Source organism: Lachnospiraceae bacterium, assembly GCA_022794035.1.
In the GTDB taxonomy this organism is placed as follows: domain Bacteria; phylum Bacillota; class Clostridia; order Lachnospirales; family Bianqueaceae; genus CALWPV01.
In genome coordinates this window covers 103,068-122,457 of record JAAWDX010000005.1, presented here as the reverse complement: position 1 = coordinate 122,457, position 19,390 = coordinate 103,068, and the positions used below count along the sequence as shown (strand labels likewise).

Here is a 19,390-nt window from a genome sequence, read left to right as displayed (position 1 = left end):
TAGGTTTAGGCCATCAAATATTTCTGCATCCAGCCCAGAATCTCTTCCATGCGGCGGATTCTGTTCTGCGGTTTGCCGGAACGGGACAGCTCATGCGTCTCGTCATGGAACAGCACCAGTCTGGACTCGCAGCCATGCATCTTGAGCGCCGTAAACATCGAAATGCCCTCGGCCATCCAGCAGCGGTAATCCCGGTCTGAATGAATAAACAGAGTCGGCGTCTTGCACTGATTTGCATATTTAAGCGGAGAATGCCACCACAGCTTCTCCATGTCATCGCGCGTATGCGCGCCTTGATGGTTCTTGGTAAAGCTATAGCCGATATCGCTGGTATGCTCAAATACCGTCCAGTTAGCAATCGAGCGCTGTGAGCAGGCTGCTGCAAAGCGGTCTGTATGGCCGATAATCCAGTTCGTCATGAAGCCGCCGTAAGAGCCGCCGGTCACGCCCACCTTGCTCTGGTCGATATCCGGATATTGTTTCAGCATCTCATCCGTAAACTCCATCAGATTGGTATAATCCACCGTGCCGTATTTGCCGCAGATATCGCCAAATTCATTGCCGCGTCCATCGCTGCCGCGCGGGTTGCAGAAAATAACGAAGAAGCCGGCATTGGCCCACATCTGCATTTCATGATGATATACGCTGCCAAACACCGTGCGCGGACCGCCGTGCACATGCAAAATACAGGGATATTTCTTGCCCACCTCATAGCCAAAGGGCTTCAGCGCCCAGCCGTGGATCTCCACGCCGTCGCTGCCCGTATAGCTGTGATATTCAGGCGTAATCACTTCATATTCATTTTCAAACCAGTCATTAAAATGCGTCACCTGCTCGCCGTCCAGATACAGCTCTGCCAGCTTATTACCGTACATGCCGCAGGTCAGCAGATGCTCCTCATTGACATCAAAGCTGTCCACCGAGCCATCCGGCGTCAGATTGCCAGAGATCTGCCCATCCATCGAAATCGTGCGCAGGTATGCGCTGTCATCCACCGTCGTAATGAAATACCACTGATCGCCCAGACGCTTCTTGCCGCGTCCGCCGCCCAGTCTGGCGTCGCTGCCCACAGAGCCGCTGCCAATGCTATGTTCATACGGAGCCAGCTTGCTGCCCTCGCCCGTCTCCATATCATATACATAGAACTCACTGTAGTCCATGCCGGGGTTGCACTCTCCCTCATTGGTTGCCAGCATAAACTTGCCTTCGGTCCAGAAATCCATCGTATAACCCGGCTTTTGATTGGGCTCCACCAGACAGCGCGTGGTCTTGGCATCGATATCATACAGATACACGCCGGCAAACTCATATTTCATGCCGCTCTTCCACTCTGCGCCGCGGTATAAAATCTGATGTCCCTTCAGCTCAAAGCCGCCCGCATCAAAAAACGGCTCCGTGATCGCCGTCAGCTCGCCCGTAGAGCGGCGGTACAGATACAGCCGTCCGCGCAGCCCTGCCGTGAAGCCGCGTCCGTTAAACCAGAACGGAGACTCCTCGATGATCTCATAGGCACGATCCTTGAGCGGCTGGCCATTATTCTGCGTCGCCGAAACCACATACAGATCGCTGTCCACCGGCTCGATCCGTCCCGCCTGAATCGGCAGACTGAAGGCCTTCTTCGCCTCGCCGCCCTCGGGGCTGATCTCATAGAAAATCGTGTCATCCTTCGCCTCTTTGTCCTCTTTCGTGCGCTTTGCCGCAAACAAAAGCGTTCCCTCCGGCGTCCACACATATCCTTTTGCATCGCCGCCGCTCGTCAGCTGCGATGTCGTCTTTGTCTCTATGTCCAGCAAATGAATATCACCCGGATAATTATTATCCTTTAAATTCGCCTGCTGCACCACAAATGCCGCCTTTTTTCCATCGGGTGAAAAAGTCGGATTGCTCACAAATTGAAACTTCAAAAACGAATCGATTTCAATCTTCTGTTTCATCTGAATCTCCTTTCATTTGACCACGCCCCGCCGCGCACAGCGCGAAAAAGGCGATGCCGATCATCCTTTTGCCGGCCTGGCCGGCTTTTTAAAAATGTTTTAATATAAAGTTTATTATACCACGCTGCGCGCGGGCCGTCCAGCGTTTTTTAGGGACGAACCTAGTTTTTAAAAAAGCCCGAAAACGATTCCTCGTTTTCAGGCTCCGGATTATCTTTTATAGGCTTCCTCGCAGTAGATGCAGCGATAGATCTTGCGCTCCTCGTCGCTGAGCTCGAACACATGGGGCAGCTCCTGCTCGATGGAGGTGATGCAGCGCGGATTGTGGCATTTGATGACGCCGGTGATCCTCTTGGGCAGCTGAATGCGCCGTTTTTCCACGATCTCTCCGTTTTCGACTACATTGATCGTGATATCCGGATCGATATAGCCCAGCGCATTGAGGTCGATGTTGGACATGGCATCCTCGATTTTGATGATATCCTTGCGGCCGATCTTGCCGCTGCGCGCATTCTGAATGATGGCCACGCAGCAATCGAGCTTGTCCAGTCCTAAATCCCGGTAAATCGACATGCCGCAGCCGGCCTTGATATGATCCAGCACAATGCCCCGCTCAATTTTTCCTACGTTTAACATACTATTCCTCCAATCCCAGCAGCGTCATGATCAGCGCCATGCGCGCGTACATGCCATACTGTACCTGCTTAAAATAGGCCGCCCGCGGATCATCATCCACCTCCACGGCGATCTCATTCACGCGCGGCAGCGGATGCAGCACCAGCATGTCCTTCTTGGCCAGCTTCATCTTCGCCGCATCCAAGATGTAGCTGTCTTTCAGGCGGATGTATTCCTCCTCGTTAAAGAACCGCTCCTTCTGAATACGCGTCATATATAGGATATCCAGCTCCGGCATCACCGAATCCAGATTTTCTACTTCTTTATAAGGTATGTTCTTCTGCTCCAGCACCTCGTCGCGGATGTAGCTCGGCACACGCAGCGCCTCTGGTGAGATGAGCACAAAGCGAATGCCCGCATAGCGGGTAAGCGCGTTGATGAGTGAATGCACTGTCCGGCCGAATTTCAGATCGCCGCAAAGCCCAATCGTCAGGTTTTCAAGCCGGCCCATCAATGAACGGATCGTAAATAAGTCCGTCAGCGTCTGCGACGGATGCTGATGGCCTCCGTCCCCTGCGTTGATCACCGGGATACTGGATTTGGCCGCCGCCACCATGGGCGCACCCTCTTTTGGATGGCGCATCGCGCAGATATCGGCAAAGCAGGATATAACACGAATCGTATCGCTAACGCTCTCGCCCTTGGAAACAGAGCTGGATTCTGCCGAATGAAAGCCCAGCACTGAACCGCCCAGATTCAGCATGGCAGCTTCAAAGCTCAGCCGCGTCCGCGTGCTTGCCTCGTAAAACAACGTCGCAATCTTCTTCCCATCGCATACATGGGCGTATTTTTGAGGATCATTTTTAATCGCTTCCGCCAGATCGAGCAGCTTGTCCCATTCTTCTACCGAAAAGTCCATTGGATTTAAAAAATGCCGCAACATAGATACCTCCGTTTTCAGTCATACAGCTTGCATATAACATTTCATAGAATTATACACTCTGCGCGCTGCAAAAGCAAGGACAGATTATGCATTTTCCTCCAGCCAATGGGCGACGCCATCGTCCTCATTGCTTCCGATCACCCCAGTGGCGAGCTGCTTTAAGGCTTCTGCTGCATTGGCCACCGCATAGCTCTCATCCGCGATTTGAAACATCTCTCTGTCATTGATTCCGTCCCCGAAGGCAACTACGCGGCTGCAGTTTAACAGCCGTTTTAACTGACAGATGGCATGCGCCTTGGTTGTCTGTTTAGGCATGATCTCCAGCCACTGCTCTCCTGAATAGATATCCTTATGATAGACGCAGTGATACTGCTCCTGATACTTTTCATACAAAGGCTTTAGCTTTGCCTCTGATTCAATGCAGCTGATATAGAAGCAGCGTCCCGCCCCGAGCTCCTCTTCGCTTCTTACCGGCCGCTTGCGGCTGTCATTTCTGGTGGCAATAAAATCCAGCATCCCCCGGGAGCACTTCTCCTCCCAGTAAGAAAAGCGCTCCGCCCCTTCAAGCATTGCATACACAATAGGATATACGTCATGGCCCATCAGATCCTTGATCAGAGCTTTTACGCTGTCTTCAAAATAATTGGCGGCCAGCAGCTCACCTGTCTGATTGTCAATAATAAAGGCGCCATTATAGACAATCAACGGGATCTTCGCCTCCAGTCCCGCTGTGACCTTCTTTGCTGTTACGATCGAACGGGCCGTCGCATACGAAAACAGCATCCCCTGCTTTGTCATACGATTGATCACCTCATTAGTATAAGCAGAGGTGCGCTCATTTTTTCGCAGCAGCGTCCCGTCCAGGTCTGATACATATAGCGTTTGCTGATTCATCGGTTTTTCCTTCTCATTCGTTATAGATTTTGCTGCCGGCCGGTACAGAATGTGTGAGCCATACGCTGCCCCCGATCACGCTGTCATCCCCGATTACGGTATCGCCGCCCAGTACGGTAGCGCCTGCATAGATCACAACATGGCTGCCCACATCCGGATGCCGCTTGCCGCCCTTGACCAGCCGCCCCTCGTCATCATGCCGGAAGCTTTTGGCGCCCAGCGTAACCCCCTGATAGAGCTTTACATGCTCGCCGATCCGGCAGGTCTCGCCGATCACCACGCCCGTTCCATGGTCGATAAAGAAATATTCGCCAATCGTCGCCCCCGGGTGAATGTCTATGCCCGTCTGCTGATGCGCATATTCTGTCATCATCCGCGGAATCAGCGGCATCTCTAGCTCAAACAGGCGGTGTGCCAGCCGAAATATGGTGATCGTCTCAAAGGCAGGGTAAGCCAGCATGACCTCCTCCGGCGAACGGGCCGCCGGGTCGCCTTCATAAGCGGCCTGAATATCCGTACTCAGTATGCGGCTGATCTCCGGAAGACTTTCCATAAACTCTTTGACCAGCCGCTCTGCTTTTTCTACGCAATGCGTACAATGTGCGCCATCCTTTTCCGCTTTGCGGCATTCATTGGGCAGCACATCGCAGGCCATGCCATAAAGCAGCATGGCGGCTTTTTGCCAGTGCTGCGTGACGATAGCCTGTAAAAACTTTTCTTCCGGCACGCCTTCATAGTAGATACTGGGATACATCGCGGTGCGCAGCAGCTGAATGAGCTTCTCTACTCTTTTTTTCATGCCATAGCCGCCAAGCGGGTTTTCTGACACCTGATTATACTGCATCAGCTGCCTTGCCTGCTCTGCTGTCTCCGAAACAAGCCATTCTGAAATCATGGTTCTCCTCTCTAAAATGCCTTTCTGATTTTGCGCATTTCCTTCCAAACATTATCGCCATAATTGCTTACCAATACAGAAATGGTACCGGTATTGGGGTTATACTCTGAAATAAAGCTGACGCCGGGGTCACAGCCCTGAAAATAAGCGAGGTCCTCTCCTTGCTCACTCTCGATGATCCACACGCCATAGCCATAATAGCCTTCTTCCTCATCGGCGCCATCTCCGCTTTGCTTCTTTAGCATTTCACGGACCATCGCTTTTGCAATGAGCCGCCCCTCCAGCAGAGCCGTCCAAAACCTGACTATGTCGGTCACGGTAATAAAGGCGCCTCCTGCTCCCGTTCCCTTTACATCCACTGAAAAGATGTTGGTGCGGTAATCGCCTGTATCAGCGCAGTAAATATAATGCTGCGCGCATTTGGCCGGAAGCCTGTCAAGCTCGTAGTAGCCTGTGTCCGTCATTTCGCAGACGTCAAACACATTTATCTTAAGATATTCATCAAAGTCCATTCCTGTGATTTTTTCTATGATCAGCGCCAGCAGCACATAGCCGGAATTATTATACTGAAAGCGTTCTCCTCTTGGATACATCATCGGTTTATGGATAAAGAGGGGCAGCAGATCGCTGTTATGCCTGATTTTATAATTAGGAAAGTCTGTCCACAGCTCCTCATACTCCTCCATTACGCTTTCATCAAAATAATCCGGCACGCCTGACGTATGCGTAAGAAGCTGCCGAATCGTAACCTGCGGATCCATCTCCCCCAGCTCTGTACTTAAAAACATTCCCAGTGTATCGTCAAGCTGCAGCCGGCCCTGCTCGATCAGCTGCAGAATGCCGACGGCAACAAATACCTTGCCTGCGGAGGCACTGGCAAATTTCGTTTCCCGTGTATTGGGAACCTCGTTTGGCAGATCGGCAAAGCCGCTCTCTCTTTCATATATCACGCCTGCGTTTTGCACAATATAGATATTGCCTCTAAACTGCTGGTCAATGACTGCTTCTATATTCATAACGGTGTTTCCCCCTTTTGTTCTATCGTATTGTAACATATACCTGCATCGATTCCAACAAGTCCAGCAAAGAAAAGCAGCACTTCCGCCAAATCAAAGAATTTAGAGAGGTGCTGCTTTCTGGTCAATAATTCTCTGCCTGTACTTCAAAATAACTCTGAGGATGTGCGCACACCGGACAAATCTCCGGCGCCTTTGTCCCGACGATGATATGGCCGCAGTTACGGCATTCCCATACCTTAACCTCGCTCTTTTCAAATACTGCCGCTGTCTCTACATTTTTAAGCAGTGCACGGTATCGCTCTTCATGATGCTTCTCAATCTCACCAACCATCCGGAATTTTTCAGCCAGCTCAGGAAACCCTTCTGCCTCTGCTGTCTTTGCAAAGCCTTCATACATATCCGTCCACTCGTAATTTTCACCCTCTGCAGCCGCAGCAAGATTTTGAGCTGTATCGCCGATCCCATTTAACTCCTTAAACCACATTTTGGCATGTTCTTTTTCATTATCGGCTGTTTTTAAAAATAATGCAGCGATCTGCTCAAAGCCTTGTTTTTTTGCTGCAGAAGCAAAATATGTATACTTGTTTCTCGCCTGTGACTCGCCTGCAAAAGCTGCCTCTAGATTTTTTTCTGTCTGAGTGCCCGCGTACTTGTTGTCCATCATAGATCCTCCTGTTTAATATTAGGTTGATAGTATCATTTATATCATACAACTAAAGACTTCGCAAGGATTGAATCCTCTCTTCTTAAATAAAAAACAAAAGGGCCGGGCAATCTGTCTGCCCGGCCCTTTTGTACCAATATCTAACGAAGGCATCTCATATCCTAGTTCAATCTATACCCAGCTTTCGGCGGTATAGCTGGTAAGTAACCACCGCAGCAATCGTCCAGCCAATCGGCCATGCAAACCAGACGCTAAATGCCGTTTGAAACAGTGCGGAGAAAATAATGGCAATCGCAGCGCGCAGCCCCAGATCCAGAAAAATACTGAATACCACATAGCCCATGCGCTTGGCGCCGCATAAGAATGAATCGCATGTGATTTTAAACGCGGCCGCTATGTAGAAGGGCGAAGCAATGCGTAAAAAGTCCACGCCCGACTGCAGCGCTTCCTGTGAGGGCTGATTCAGAAAGACCCGGATTAGCTGAGCAGGGAACAAAAAATACAGCAGACACATAGAGATCGCAATTGTCCACATGAAACGAACAGAACCCTTAAAGCCGGCCTTAATCCGCTCCGGCTTACCGGCGCCCAGATTCTGCGAAGTATAATTAGTCACGCCGCTTCCAATCGTTGTAAAGCATGATGTTACCAAGTTATTCATTTTTACCGCTGCCGAATAGCCGGCCACCACTGCCGCGCCATAGGTATTCACTACACTCTGAATGATAATATTGCCTGCCGCAACAAATCCCTGCTGCAAAACGCTCGGTATGGCAACGGAGGTAAACTCCTTGAAGACGCCGGAGGTAAACCAAGGCGCTTTTGTTTTGGAAAGCCTCCGCATTTTGACCGCCATAACAGCAAGCGCCGGAATGCAGGCAGCTCCCTGACAGATAAAGGTCGCCAGCGCTACGCCGATGACGCCCCAGTCAAATACGGCTACAAACAGAATGTCCATGGCAATATTCGCAGTAGAAGAAACCGCTAGGAAAATAAACGGCGTTTTTGAATCTCCCAATGCAGAAAACACACCATTGGCCACATTATAAAAGAAAACAAAGAAAAGACCGCCGATATAGATCTGCAGATAAGCTAAGGAATCCTGGAAAATATCGGCCGGCGTCCGGATCAGCCGGAGTATAGGAGAAGCAAAGAGCAGCCCTCCTGCCATAAAGAGCAGGCAAACAATGGCCGTGACGATAAAAGAGGTCGTAATCCCTGTTTTGACTTTTTTATAATCCTTAGCGCCAAAATAACGGGAAACGATGACGGAGCAGCCCGTATTACAGCCCACTGCAAATGCTAAAAAGATCATCGTAATCTCATAGCTGTTTCCTACCGCTGCCAAAGCATTTTCATTGATAAAACGCCCTGCCACAAAGCTATCAGCCAGATTATACATCTGCTGAAAAAACACACTGCCAAAAAGCGGCAGGCAATAGCTTCTAATCACTCTGCCAGGCTCGCCCACTGTTAAATCACGATTCGCCATTTTTCCCTCCGCTTGCTAAAATAAATTTCATTGAATGACTTATGCAAATTCATTTTAGCAAAGCTTATGGCGAAGGACTATCATTTTCCCGCCTCTAATTGGTATTATTCTGCCGCATCTGGCGATACGCACTGGGTGTCATGCCAAAAAAAGAAAGAAAGCTTTTCCCGAAAAAGCTGCTGCTGCCAAAGCCGCACAGCTGGCTGATCTGAGTAATACTCTCGTCCGTTTCTGCCAAAAGCCGGCTCGCTGCTTGCAGCCGATAGCTGCGGACATACTCTCCCGGCGCCATATGCAGAAGGGCCTGAAATGAACGATAGCATTCTCTTTCGCTGACAAAGCCGGCCGCTGCCACCTCTGATATTTTAATATTCTCATGGTAATGATCATGAATGTAAAGCATCATCTGCTTAACGCTTTCTTTGGACCCCCTCTGTCCTCCCATTTCCGGCTGTGCCAGAGCGCTCATATCCAGCCAGATATCAGTAAGCGCTTCTCTGAGTTTGATCTCATAGCCCTCTGCTTCGTTTGAAATTAAAAAGGAGCTTTTAATTTTCTGCAGGATCCTCTGCTGCTGCGGATCTTGCGGATCAAGAGAAATCATCTCAATTTGCGGCGCCGTAAGGATGGGCGCAAAATATTTTTGATAAATCCGTCCATTTACATCACCAAACAGAAAAGCCGCATCAAAAATATGCAGCTTCTGAACCGTATGCTTACATCCCTTCTTCGGCCGGGAGCTATGCAGAACGCCCGTATTGACAAGCCCTCCCGATCCGGGCGGAAAGACATGCTTGCCCTGCGGCGTATCGTATTCGAGCGTCCCGCTTTCCATATAAAACAGCTCTACCGCTTTATGCCAGTGCCAGAATACAGTGTAATGATCCAGAAAGGCCCTCGAGCTTGTGTAAGGAAAATCAGGGGTCATCCCCTCCAGAATCTCTTCTCCGCTATTTTCCTTCACATGAATTTCATAGATATCCTTCATCAGCAGATGAGCTCCAGCCCCGTCATCTGCGCGATCTCCTTCACATGATCCAGTCCGGCGATCACTCTATGATCGATCACATGAAAATTTCCTGCCTGAGCGGCCGGAAGCAGATCGACAAACAGCACATTGCCGCCGGCACGCACTGCCTCTGCATTTCCTTGCTGATCAGAAAGACCGTTACGGATATCTTCGCCCGGCTGCTGTGCAGTGATGTCGCACTGCGGCAACAGAAGCCGCACCAATGAAATCTCCCGCTGCATCTTATCAATGCTACCGCGCGGACTGGGCGTACCATCCTCCTGCGTAGCCAGCGGCGTGCCGATGGCCGGCATATAGGGAATATTCGGCGCCCAGCTGATGGAAAGCTCCTGCATCAGCAAAATATCATCCGCCAGCTCCTCCAGCGTCTGCCCCGGATAATCGACGATATTGCCGGAGCCGAGATCGAGCCCTGCCTCCTGAATCCAGCGAATCCCTTGATTCCTTTTTTCAAACGTGGTGGACGGGTTCATTCTTTCAAAAGTGTCCTTATGGGACATTTCAAACTTCATCACATATTCATCAAGCCCGGCCGCCTTAAGCTCCTCATACTGCGTCTTGGAAAACTCGCCTGCTCCAAGGCTCACCCTGACAAAGCCCATCTGTTTTGCCTGTTCAATTATGCGCAGCAGTGTTTCAAACGGATATTTAGGATCCTCGCCCGAAATTAAAAACAATCGGCGCAGCCCCATAGCAAATGCAGAATGAATCGAGCCTGCAATCTGCTCCTCTTGGAAGCGATACCGCGGCAGCTTGGCATTGCCCGCCCTCATTCCACAGTATAAGCACTGATTTTTACATACATTGCTGTAGCCCAGCATGGCAACGGGACTGACTCCCCGCTTTTCACGTTTCAGCACCTCAAACGCACGCGGCCTGATTGCGGCCTCATACTCTGCGCGCGGCAGCTGAAATACTTCCATAATTTCCTGCTTTGTCATGATTCAATCTCCTGTAGCGTCATTATTTTAGCTCCCAGCGCCTCGGCATCGCTCGGCTCGTGGGAAATCAACAGCAGCGGCCGACCCTCTGTCCATTTGCGCACTGCCTTCAATACGTCCGCACGCGTATTGGCATCAAGCCCCTGAAACGGCTCATCCATGAGCACTAAATCCGCTTCAAACAAAAGCGCTCTGGCCAGCGCGACCCGGCGGCGCATTCCTCCCGAAAGCTCCCGCGGCAGCTGCCCCAGCACCGTCTCTCCCAGATCCAGCTCCGTCAACAATGCAGCTGCCTGCTGCTGCGTCACATCGGGACGGACCAATTTTAAATTCTTCCATACGCTCAGCTGTGGAAACAGACGATCCTCCTGAAACATCACGGCAATCCGCGTGCTGGCAGTGATACCGCTGATTTGGCCGCCCTGCGGCGTAAGAAGCCCGGCCAATAGCCGCAGCAGTGTTGTCTTGCCCTGTCCGGAGCTGCCGAGCAGTACGACCGGCTGCTCGCTGGTGAGCGTAAAGCTGACTTTTTGCAGCACGGTCTGCTCTCCATAGGAAAAGGAGAGGTTTTTCACTTCAATTTTCATTGTGCGCCCCCCACTTTCTGGCAATCCATGCTACGCCCTTTGTGAAAAGCTTTTCGATCAGCACCGATAGCACGATAATCACGACCGTCCAGGCAAATAGATCGACGGTCTCTAAGTAAATCTTGGCGTCATAAAGCTGCGTACCGATGGCATTCTTGGGAATGGCAATAACCTCACCGGCGATGCCGGCCTTCCACGCAAATCCCATGGCCACCCGGCACACGGAAAGAAAGTAAGGCATGACCGCCGGAATATAAACGGCATGCGCTGTCTGCAGGCGGCTGAGGCGGTATGTCCTGGCCGCTTCCAAAAGCTGCCCGTCGGCGCTCTTCAGCCCCTGATCGACACTGCTCCACACCATGGGCAGCACCATCAGAAAAGCAATAAAAACAGAAAGGTTTTTCCCGCTGATCCACACCAGCGCCAAAATGACAAATGAGGCCACCGGCGTCGCCTTGATGATATTCATCGGCAGCTGCAGAATGCGGTAGGCCAGGCTCCATTTGGCTGTCAGCACGCCCAGCGCCGTTCCCAGCAGCAGGCCCAGCAAAAAGCCGCCCATGATCCGGCAGAAGGAGCTTAGAATGATCTGCCAAAATCCAGCCTGCCTCACAAGCTCAGTAAGCCGCTTAAATACAGAGACGGGAGAGGCCAGCAGCAGCTCTCTCCCTACTCCGTAATACGCCAGCTGCCAGACAAGCAGCCAAAATGCGGCCACGCCTGCTGCGCTAAGCGCCTTTTTCATTTTCGTATCAATCCGCATCATAATAAAATGCATCATCCGGCACAGCGCCACCAACAGAGGCCGGGTCTGCCTCAAACATCACCTGCAGGAAGCCGCCGGCAATCCGTTTCATATCCTCGCCGTCTTCAAAGACAATGTTGCACTGCGGGATAGCTTTTGCCGCAACAGCCGCCTTCAGCACGCCAAACTTCTCCGCGTACTGCGCCGCCGTCTCCAGCGTCTTCGTGTCATTCGTAAACTCGACCGAGTCCTCATAGGCTTCTAAAAAGCGCTCCAGCGCCTCCGGATGCTCCTCGGCAAACTTTTTCTGCACCACGATGCAGCCCATCGTCAGCGTGCTGCCATCACCCACCTGATTCCATTCCTCTGTGAAATCCAGCGCCACGCGCAGATTCTCATTCTGCGCCAGCACGCTTGTCACAAAGGGCTGCGGCAGCAGCGCAATGCTGGCCTCGCCGCTCTGCAGCAGGCTGGCCACCTCGGTGCTCTCTGTCTTATACACCACATCCACATCCGTCTCCGGATTCAGACCGTTCTTTTCCAGCAGGAAATTCAGCGCAAACTCCGGCGTCGCACCCTTGCCCAGATTATAGATCGTCTTCCCGCGCAGGTCCTCCACGCTGTAGATCGTATCGCCGTTTTCAATGCAGTACAGCACGCCCAGCGTATTGATGGCCGCAATCTGCACCTCTCCCTGCGTCTTATTATACAGCGTAGCCGCCACATTGGTCGGCACTGCCGCAATGTCAAAATCGCCCTGAATGATGCTGCCCAGGATCTCATCCGGCGAGCCGGCCAGCGTAAACTGATAGGTATCCGGCGTCAAATGCTGCTCCGACAGCTCCATCAGCTGCAGCATGCCCATCGCCGTCGGCCCCTTCAGCGCCGCAATCTTCACATCCTCCGGTTTTCCGATCGTCGTTGAAGAATCCGTCTCTGCGCTCGTCTGCGACTCCGGCTTTGAATCCGCCTGCGAATCCTCCGGCTTCTGACTGGTACACGCGGCCAGCGACATCATCAGCGCCGCAGCCATCACCCATGCAAGTACTTTTTTCATATGACTATTCCTTTCCTAAGAGCTCTATTTCTGCCCCATGCTTCACAATCCGTCCCGCCTGCTCCAGCTGCGTTAGACTGCGGTACAGACTGGCCCGGCCAATATTCAGCTCCCGCGCCAGGCGCGCAAACCCACCGCCGACCTTGACCCTGCCCGCTTCGTCCTGATGCGCCAGCAGCCACCGGTACACCGCATCCTCCGCCGAGGACGCCGCAAAGCTGTCGATCTTCTGATTCAAAAACTGAATCCGGCCTGACAAAAACGTGATGTAGGCCATCGCCATGTCAGGATACTGCCGAAACAACTCTGCCAGTGTTTCTCCGGAGATAAACGCCGCTTTGCACGCCTTGCGTGCCGTGATGGTGGTGACATACTCTTCGGCCGGCGCAAACAGCGCCGCGACGCCGAAGCAGCTGCCGCTCTGCAGGAGATTGAGCAGCGCGCCGCTCTCTTTCTGCACGGCGGCCTCTCCCTCGAGCAAAATGCCCAGGGACCGCTCAAAATAATGCTGGCTGTAAATGACCTGCCCTTTGTGGAAATCCTCCACTCTGAGACGGGCATAGACGGCTTCGCGCTGCGCGCTCGTGAGCGAGCGAAAGAGAAAGCAGCCTGCTAACACCTGTTCATGGGACTTTGAAAATTTTGCTGGAGATTCCATAGCGCTCCTATCTGTCTCATTTGATACACTTTCGTATATATTATAGGCAAAACCATGCTCTTTGTCAAGCACTGATTTTATGAATTGACAAGCCTTTGTGCATTTGCTATAGTTTGGATATCCAATCATTAGATTATGTAAAGGAGGTATTGGCTTGAAAAAATTCTTTCTTTATATTTTAACTCTTTCACTTCTTTTGCAGGCCACCTCCTGCACCTCCCAGCCACAGGAGGACAGCGGATCCGATTCTGGACCTTCCCTTACTGTCTACATGGTCGCGCCTCGCATGCACGGCGACGCTTCTTATCCTTATACCGATTATGCGCTGGGGGAATTCATGGGGCTGCAAACTGCTTTCGGCGAGGAGAGCTACCGCTATGATCAGATACTTCGTTCCTACGAGGCCTCGCACCCTATCGACCTAACCATCCGCTATTTTGACTTTTCAGAGGACCTAAACCAGCAGCTTTGGCAGGATCAGCGCTCCGGCACGCTGCCAGATGTGATCATTGAGGATGCCTTAAATAATGATGATGTCTACGCGCTGCTGGAGGCCGGGCTTTTTCTCGATCTAAAGCCTTATGCCGATCAGGACGAGCTGTATGGCAGCGGCGATTATTACCCGAGTCTCCTGCAGGGCGGCCTGTATCACAGCGAGCAGCTTTTGCTTCCGCTTACCTTCAATCTCAACACGCTCATGACCTCGCAGGAAAATCTGCGGCAGTACGCCGTAAGCCTTTCTGATAGCACACTGCCGGAGTGGCTGAATCAGCTCACGCACTGCGCAGAAGGCCTGCAGGATCCCTATGTCAATCAGGAGGTGCTGGCTCAGTTCATCTCTCCTCTTACCGAGATCCCTGTCCTGATTCTGCTCTCTGCCTCCCGCGCAGACATTCTCGACTATGAAAATCAGGCCATTCATTTAGACGCTGACTTTTACTCCTCGCTTGCCCGTTTTTACAAGGCCTTCGCCAAGCAGGAGGCCCGGGATTTCCAAAGCCTGCTGAATGCTCCGGACTTCTGGCTCGCCAACACATGGCATGATGAGCGATACGGCCGTGCGCTTCGGTTTGATTCCATTTATGAGCACACCTTCGCCTTTATCGAGGGCGGCAGCTGCCACAACACCTATCCTCACTCCTTCGCTGCTCAGGCTGCCTACTACGAATCCCGCTACCGCGATGTGCAGCAGACCTTCGCGCTCTGCCCCATCCCTTCTTTGCAGGATCCCTCGCGCTATACTGCTATGATCACTACCTTCGGCGGCGTACTGCAGAGCACCGCCCATCCGCAGGAGGCGTATGAATTTTTAAAATACTGCTTGGATCAGCCCTATTTTATGCATTATGAGCTTTCCGTCAACCGCTCCGTCACCGAGCAGCTTCTCACCGAACTCACGCAGACCGAGTATCAGATCCGCCAGACCCAGGGCTATTTTGAAGATTTTGAAGATTTCGAAGAGGCGTACGAGGCCTCAGAGCCCGATTATATCCAAAAGCCGCTTTCGCTGCAGACTAAGGCTCAGATCCTGGATATCATCGACCACATCGAAGGCGTGACTCTGCCCAACTGGCCCGTGTACGACATCATTTTCCGCTCCATGGAGCCCTATATCACCGACGGCGCCGACCTTGAAACCTGCTACCAGCAGGCGCTGGACGCGCTAAACAGCTATCTCGCTGCATTTAAGGAGTAAAGCCCATGAAAAAGGTATACACCGCCCTCTTTTTAACCGTCCTCTTCATCGCCGCCAGCATGCTCATCATCCGCTATTTTCTAGATCACGAGGCCCCCTGGTACCGCCACTACAGCACCTTTCAATCCTTTCCGGACGGCATCAAGGGCTCTCAGGACGATCTGACAACCGATGAGCAGCGTCTTCTTGCTGCCGCGCAGCGCGCAAACCAAGACGTGCGCTTCTGCTTTGCCGACCTGACAGCGGACGGCCAAAACGAACTGCTGACCTTCCAATGGGACGATCAGGCGCATACCATTGCCAAATTGGAGGTGACTGCGCTTGCGCCTAGCGGCGAGCTGCAGAGCCTCTGGCAGCGCCGCATCCGCATTTTTGGAAATACGGACTCACGCATGGCGCTCTATCTGTGCCCAGAGGCGGACGGAAGCTTTAGCCTTCTGCTCGACCGTAGCATGCGCATGGAGCGCCTGATGGGCTATGAGCGCTTTCAGTTTCGCTGGCAGGACGGCCGGTATGAGCCGCAGTATCTGGCAAGCGAGAAGATCCGCAGCTTAGAGAGTCTCTCGGAGTTTAGCACGCTGCAGCAGTGGATGAAAACGGCGGTAATGATCGTTGATTCGTATCCGCAAAATAAGGTGAAATAGGGGTTGACTTTGCCCCCTGCCTGATATATAATCCCTGCAATTTAAAACAAAGGAGAGCTCTGATATGATCATTCGACAAGCTGCTTTTCATGAAGCGCGGCCCATGCTGAAGGGCGCGCTGCACTGCCATACCACACGTTCTGACAGTAAGACTACGCCGGAGGAGACGATTCGTTTTCATGTGCAGAACGGCTATGACTTCATGGCACTGACTGACCATCGCTGCTACAATTTTAAAAACTATGCGCCGGAAACAAACATTACCATCGTGCCCGGCATGGAGTTTGACGCTACCTTTGAAAATGGCCATGGCTTTCGCTGCTTTCATACGGTATGCCTCGGCTATGATGATGAGCGAAATGGCTTTACGCAGGATCAGACCTTTGAAAGCGGCCAGGCGACGAATCAGCAGGAATACCAGCCTTATCTTGACTGGCTGCATGAAAACGGCAACCTGACGGTGTACTGCCACCCTGAGTGGAGCGGCACGCCGGCGCGCTATTTTGATCAGCTGCGCGGCAACTTTGCGATGGAGATCTGGAACACTGGCTGCGTGATGGGCAATGAGATGGATTATAATGCGCCCTACTGGGATGAACTGCTAGGGCAGGGACAGCGCATTTTCGGCATTGCTACCGATGACGGTCACTGCATGGAGGAGCACTGCCACGGCTGGGTCATGGTGAATGCGGAAAATCATGTGCCGGCCATTTTGAAGGCGCTTTCTGAGGGGGCGTTTTATTCCTCCTGCGGCCCTGTGATTCACGATTTTTATGTGGAGGACGGCATCGCTCATATCTGCTGTGAGCCCTGTAGCCGCATTCAGTTTATCTCGGAGCGCCATCCCACACGCATGCAGACGGGCGATGGCCTGACGCATGCTGAGCTGGATCTGCGCGGCCAGTATGACTATATTCGCGTGAGCGTTGTGGATGCCGAAGGGCGCCGCGCCTGGACGAACCCGATTTTTCTTTGATGATGCCGCTGGTGCTAATGATGCGATTGATGACTGCTTGCATTGCTGATGCCGTTGGTAGTCGTTTGCACCAATGATGCCGTTGATGACTTTTTCCACCAATGATGCGATTGATGACCTTTTGCACCAATGATGGCTGAAATCGAAAATATAGCTGAAGTTTTTACGCGATTCTGATTTTTTACGCCATGCTTGGTGGAATTTTTTCCACCATATGCTCTTCAGAGGCGGCTCATGACGGGGAATTTTCCGCCATGAGCCGCCTTTTCCACCAGAGCCAGCTGAATTTTTTCAGCTAATTTCAAATTTTTGCTATACAAAGCTGAATACCCTATCGCACATCAAAACGGACCGCTATCCGTCATGGATAGCAGTCCGTTAATCATTTCACAGCTTTTAATACGCCTCTGTCCATTTCACACACGGTATCGCACAGCGCCGAAATATCGAGGGGATTATGGGAAGACAGCAGGATTGTCACCCCCTGCTCTTTAAGTGTAATCAATAATTCGCGCATGTCCGCAGCGCCTTTGTTATCCAGCGCATTCAGAGGTTCATCCAAAATCAGAAGCCTTGGACTTTCCATGATAGCCTGCGCTATGCCAAGGCGCTGCCTCATCCCTAATGAGTATTTTCCAACATGCTTTTTGGATGTTCCATCAAGGCCAACCATGGCCATATAAGAAAGAACGTCAATATCCTTTTTGCCTTTTAAGCTCAAAAGCCATTTCAGATTATTGCTGCCGCTTTCCGCCTGAATAAAAGCAGGTGTTTCAATCATCATGCCGGTATCGGGTGCAAAATCCACCTCTTTTCCAATTGTTTTTCCGAAGACCTGAACGCTTCCTGAAGTCGGCTTTAAAAATCCTAAAATGCATTTCATCAAAACCGTTTTTCCCGAACCATTGCGTCCGATAATGCCGTGAATTTTCCCCGCTTCAAAGGATATATTGACGTCTTTCAGCACGGTCTCCTTGCCAAAGGATTTTGAAAGTGCTTTTACTTCTACCGCCTTATTCATGAGAACCTCCTAAAAAGATGTGCTCTGTATGGGAAATGCTAAAATAGGAACCAAGCAGCAATGCAAGATTCATCCCTCCCAGAACCATATGGGACTGCCCAATACTGGGGAAATTGCCATACCCAAAACTGTGCAGTGCATAAGTCGCATGATTTAAAGGTGAAATCCATGCCGCCAGCACATTGGCAATATATTGCACTTCCTCCGGTATGTGCAGCAACATAGTCAGCTTTTGCGGATTTAACAAATAAGCGTATAGGCTGACAGCGATAACCGCTGCAATACCCGCTTTTTTCCCAAGCCGGATTGAAAAAAACAGATTGAGCAGCGTTAAAAATAAAATATACTGTGCCATTAAAGAAAAGATGGTGGCCGCACAGGGATACGGCGTTGTTAACTTAATCGTTTTTCTCACCACCGTAAGCGCTACCTCAAAATTTTCCGGAGCAAAGCTGAGAATCGTTGCCGTATCACTCCATTGATTGCTCCCCAAAACATGACCACTATGCAGGGTAAACAGCATTGACGCGCCCAAAAGAAACAGCGTATAGACAAGGCTGATGATGACAGACGTCAACACCTGTCCTAGAAGCCAATTCGCTCTCCCCTTTCTAAAGATCAGATAATACGCAGGCGTATCCAAGCGCGGAATCTGAAAAAGGAAAAGAAGCACTGCCAGCGAAACGAACAGAATGCTGTCTGCATCGGCAAAGCACCAGATAAACAATTCAAATAGCTGAATATTGGTGTCAAACATGGTCGAACACTCTATGATGCGCTGCATCAGAAAAAAGCACAGACAAAGCCCCAGCAGAAAACCGCAAAAAATGCGCGGATTTTTACGGATGCTGTATACATTCCACACAGCGCAGCTATAAATTTGACTGATTTTAAGCATGCCTTCGCACCTCCCATGCTGTCAGCAGCAAAGACAGCGCTGTCAGCAGTAAAAACGCTGTAAATACAAGCGGTATCGCCAGTCCTTTCGCGGATAGCCACATTTTCGGATCCATATAGGCGGCACCAAAGAAAAAGCGCGACCGAAACATCGACAGCGTAAAAACAAAGACAAGAGGCATCACATAAGCGGAGACCGCATCCCCTGTTAAAAGCGCGCTGATATGCCCCAGCATGGCAAAGCAGGACGCAAGCAGCAGGCGCTGCATGATAAGGGGCGCCGGCGCTAAAGCAAAAAAGCCTGTTATCCATGATACTGTACCGCTAAAGATGGTAACGCCAATGAACTGTGATAGAAGAGCAGACAATAGGAGTGCTGTCACCTTGCTAAGCACATAGCGCCGATAGCCTCCATAAAAGATGGCGTATCTTGCTACTCCCGTATTCACTTCCTGACAGACACCGGCGGCACAGGGTAGGACTGAAAGCAGTGGAAGCGATAGAAGATTGCCTTTTCCGCTCAAAATATCTGCGAGCAAATATACGATTTCGTCTTTTTTGCTGCCTTGCAGCATGTCCATATGGGGGCACAAATCCATCCACAATACCAGCACCGTAAATATGGCGGAAAGATAAAACCATCTGTTTCTGAGCAGCCGAATGCTCTCTGAAAGGACTGCCT

At 51.3% G+C, this 19,390-nt stretch carries 20 protein-coding genes; 3 read left to right on the top strand and 17 right to left on the bottom strand.

Features of this window, described 5'->3' with window-relative positions; all coding sequences use genetic code 11:
* Nucleotides 1-5 precede the first annotated feature (5 nt).
* The 14 genes from HFE64_05270 to HFE64_05205 form a co-directional block, all read right to left on the bottom strand.
* Nucleotides 6-1,934, bottom strand: a complete 1,929-nt coding sequence (locus tag HFE64_05270; GenBank protein MCI8632876.1) for a S9 family peptidase — start codon at nucleotides 1,932-1,934, stop codon at nucleotides 6-8.
* Nucleotides 1,935-2,144: 210 nt separating this feature from the next.
* Complete coding sequence (locus tag HFE64_05265; protein ID MCI8632875.1) at nucleotides 2,145-2,570, bottom strand: aspartate carbamoyltransferase regulatory subunit; 426 nt, start codon at nucleotides 2,568-2,570, stop codon at nucleotides 2,145-2,147.
* A gap of 1 nt (nucleotide 2,571) precedes the next feature.
* Nucleotides 2,572-3,489: an aspartate carbamoyltransferase gene (gene pyrB, locus HFE64_05260; GenBank protein MCI8632874.1), complete on the bottom strand. Its 918-nt coding sequence runs from the start codon at nucleotides 3,487-3,489 to the stop codon at nucleotides 2,572-2,574.
* Nucleotides 3,490-3,576: 87 nt separating this feature from the next.
* Nucleotides 3,577-4,386 (bottom strand): HAD family hydrolase, encoded by an 810-nt coding sequence (locus HFE64_05255; GenBank protein ID MCI8632873.1) that lies wholly within the window; start codon nucleotides 4,384-4,386, stop codon nucleotides 3,577-3,579.
* Nucleotides 4,387-4,399: 13 nt separating this feature from the next.
* Nucleotides 4,400-5,230, bottom strand: a complete 831-nt coding sequence (locus HFE64_05250) for a serine acetyltransferase (protein MCI8632872.1) — start codon at nucleotides 5,228-5,230, stop codon at nucleotides 4,400-4,402.
* Nucleotides 5,231-5,292: 62 nt separating this feature from the next.
* Nucleotides 5,293-6,297, bottom strand: a complete 1,005-nt coding sequence (locus HFE64_05245) for a beta-lactamase family protein (GenBank protein MCI8632871.1) — start codon at nucleotides 6,295-6,297, stop codon at nucleotides 5,293-5,295.
* A gap of 124 nt (nucleotides 6,298-6,421) precedes the next feature.
* Nucleotides 6,422-6,964, bottom strand: a complete 543-nt coding sequence (locus HFE64_05240; protein MCI8632870.1) for a rubrerythrin family protein — start codon at nucleotides 6,962-6,964, stop codon at nucleotides 6,422-6,424.
* A 166-nt stretch (nucleotides 6,965-7,130) separates the two neighbouring features.
* Nucleotides 7,131-8,456, bottom strand: coding sequence for an MATE family efflux transporter (locus tag HFE64_05235; GenBank protein MCI8632869.1), 1,326 nt, complete (start codon nucleotides 8,454-8,456; stop codon nucleotides 7,131-7,133).
* A 94-nt stretch (nucleotides 8,457-8,550) separates the two neighbouring features.
* Nucleotides 8,551-9,444 (bottom strand): helix-turn-helix transcriptional regulator, encoded by an 894-nt coding sequence (locus HFE64_05230; protein ID MCI8632868.1) that lies wholly within the window; start codon nucleotides 9,442-9,444, stop codon nucleotides 8,551-8,553.
* Nucleotides 9,444-10,427 carry a radical SAM protein gene (locus HFE64_05225; protein ID MCI8632867.1) on the bottom strand — a complete coding sequence of 328 codons (984 nt, stop codon included), beginning with the start codon at nucleotides 10,425-10,427 and terminating at the stop codon, nucleotides 9,444-9,446. The genes HFE64_05230 and HFE64_05225 overlap by 1 nt, the downstream gene beginning before the upstream one ends.
* A complete protein-coding gene (locus tag HFE64_05220; protein MCI8632866.1) occupies nucleotides 10,424-11,014 on the bottom strand; it encodes an ABC transporter ATP-binding protein in 591 nt (196 codons plus the stop codon). The genes HFE64_05225 and HFE64_05220 overlap by 4 nt, the downstream gene beginning before the upstream one ends.
* Nucleotides 11,004-11,759 carry an ABC transporter permease subunit gene (locus tag HFE64_05215; protein MCI8632865.1) on the bottom strand — a complete coding sequence of 252 codons (756 nt, stop codon included), beginning with the start codon at nucleotides 11,757-11,759 and terminating at the stop codon, nucleotides 11,004-11,006. Before HFE64_05215 ends, HFE64_05220 begins: the two co-directional genes overlap by 11 nt.
* Nucleotides 11,760-11,766: 7 nt before the next feature.
* Complete coding sequence (locus tag HFE64_05210) at nucleotides 11,767-12,816, bottom strand: ABC transporter substrate-binding protein (protein MCI8632864.1); 1,050 nt, start codon at nucleotides 12,814-12,816, stop codon at nucleotides 11,767-11,769.
* A 4-nt stretch (nucleotides 12,817-12,820) separates the two neighbouring features.
* Nucleotides 12,821-13,474 carry a Crp/Fnr family transcriptional regulator gene (locus HFE64_05205; protein MCI8632863.1) on the bottom strand — a complete coding sequence of 218 codons (654 nt, stop codon included), beginning with the start codon at nucleotides 13,472-13,474 and terminating at the stop codon, nucleotides 12,821-12,823.
* 154 nt (nucleotides 13,475-13,628) lie between these two features.
* On the opposite strand from HFE64_05205, the gene HFE64_05200 reads away from it, so the two are divergent.
* From HFE64_05200 to HFE64_05190, 3 genes are all read left to right on the top strand, one after another.
* On the top strand, nucleotides 13,629-15,170 hold the full coding sequence (locus HFE64_05200; GenBank protein ID MCI8632862.1) for an extracellular solute-binding protein: 1,542 nt from the start codon (nucleotides 13,629-13,631) through the stop codon (nucleotides 15,168-15,170).
* Nucleotides 15,171-15,175: 5 nt separating this feature from the next.
* Nucleotides 15,176-15,814, top strand: coding sequence for a hypothetical protein (locus tag HFE64_05195; GenBank protein MCI8632861.1), 639 nt, complete (start codon nucleotides 15,176-15,178; stop codon nucleotides 15,812-15,814).
* Nucleotides 15,815-15,878: 64 nt separating this feature from the next.
* Nucleotides 15,879-16,790, top strand: coding sequence for a CehA/McbA family metallohydrolase (locus HFE64_05190; protein MCI8632860.1), 912 nt, complete (start codon nucleotides 15,879-15,881; stop codon nucleotides 16,788-16,790).
* A 382-nt stretch (nucleotides 16,791-17,172) separates the two neighbouring features.
* On the opposite strand, the gene HFE64_05185 is transcribed toward HFE64_05190, so the two are convergent.
* The 3 genes from HFE64_05185 to HFE64_05175 are packed head-to-tail and all read right to left on the bottom strand — an operon-like array spanning nucleotide 17,173 to nucleotide 19,322.
* Nucleotides 17,173-17,811, bottom strand: a complete 639-nt coding sequence (locus HFE64_05185; GenBank protein ID MCI8632859.1) for an ATP-binding cassette domain-containing protein — start codon at nucleotides 17,809-17,811, stop codon at nucleotides 17,173-17,175.
* Nucleotides 17,804-18,709 carry a hypothetical protein gene (locus HFE64_05180; protein ID MCI8632858.1) on the bottom strand — a complete coding sequence of 302 codons (906 nt, stop codon included), beginning with the start codon at nucleotides 18,707-18,709 and terminating at the stop codon, nucleotides 17,804-17,806. The genes HFE64_05185 and HFE64_05180 overlap by 8 nt, the downstream gene beginning before the upstream one ends.
* Nucleotides 18,702-19,322 (bottom strand): hypothetical protein, encoded by a 621-nt coding sequence (locus HFE64_05175; GenBank protein MCI8632857.1) that lies wholly within the window; start codon nucleotides 19,320-19,322, stop codon nucleotides 18,702-18,704. The genes HFE64_05180 and HFE64_05175 overlap by 8 nt, the downstream gene beginning before the upstream one ends.
* Between the last annotated feature and the right edge of the window lie 68 nt (nucleotides 19,323-19,390).

Excerpts from the sequence above, each read along its gene's own strand:
- HFE64_05255 (MCI8632873.1), bottom strand. The coding sequence starts at position 4,386 with ATGAATCAGCAAACGCTATATGTATCAGACCTGGACGGGACGCTGCTG.
- HFE64_05185 (MCI8632859.1), bottom strand. The coding sequence starts at position 17,811 with ATGAATAAGGCGGTAGAAGTAAAAGCACTTTCAAAATCCTTTGGCAAG.
- HFE64_05205 (MCI8632863.1), bottom strand. The coding sequence starts at position 13,474 with ATGGAATCTCCAGCAAAATTTTCAAAGTCCCATGAACAGGTGTTAGCA.
- HFE64_05225 (MCI8632867.1), bottom strand. The coding sequence starts at position 10,427 with ATGACAAAGCAGGAAATTATGGAAGTATTTCAGCTGCCGCGCGCAGAG.
- HFE64_05250 (MCI8632872.1), bottom strand. The coding sequence starts at position 5,230 with ATGCAGTATAATCAGGTGTCAGAAAACCCGCTTGGCGGCTATGGCATG.
- HFE64_05220 (MCI8632866.1), bottom strand. The coding sequence starts at position 11,014 with ATGAAAATTGAAGTGAAAAACCTCTCCTTTTCCTATGGAGAGCAGACC.
- HFE64_05195 (MCI8632861.1), top strand. The coding sequence starts at position 15,176 with ATGAAAAAGGTATACACCGCCCTCTTTTTAACCGTCCTCTTCATCGCC.
- HFE64_05240 (MCI8632870.1), bottom strand. The coding sequence starts at position 6,964 with ATGATGGACAACAAGTACGCGGGCACTCAGACAGAAAAAAATCTAGAG.
- HFE64_05210 (MCI8632864.1), bottom strand. The coding sequence starts at position 12,816 with ATGAAAAAAGTACTTGCATGGGTGATGGCTGCGGCGCTGATGATGTCG.
- HFE64_05245 (MCI8632871.1), bottom strand. The coding sequence starts at position 6,297 with ATGAATATAGAAGCAGTCATTGACCAGCAGTTTAGAGGCAATATCTAT.
- HFE64_05270 (MCI8632876.1), bottom strand. The coding sequence starts at position 1,934 with ATGAAACAGAAGATTGAAATCGATTCGTTTTTGAAGTTTCAATTTGTG.
- HFE64_05190 (MCI8632860.1), top strand. The coding sequence starts at position 15,879 with ATGATCATTCGACAAGCTGCTTTTCATGAAGCGCGGCCCATGCTGAAG.
- HFE64_05180 (MCI8632858.1), bottom strand. The coding sequence starts at position 18,709 with ATGCTTAAAATCAGTCAAATTTATAGCTGCGCTGTGTGGAATGTATAC.
- HFE64_05215 (MCI8632865.1), bottom strand. The coding sequence starts at position 11,759 with ATGAAAAAGGCGCTTAGCGCAGCAGGCGTGGCCGCATTTTGGCTGCTT.
- HFE64_05235 (MCI8632869.1), bottom strand. The coding sequence starts at position 8,456 with ATGGCGAATCGTGATTTAACAGTGGGCGAGCCTGGCAGAGTGATTAGA.
- HFE64_05230 (MCI8632868.1), bottom strand. The coding sequence starts at position 9,444 with ATGAAGGATATCTATGAAATTCATGTGAAGGAAAATAGCGGAGAAGAG.
- HFE64_05265 (MCI8632875.1), bottom strand. The coding sequence starts at position 2,570 with ATGTTAAACGTAGGAAAAATTGAGCGGGGCATTGTGCTGGATCATATC.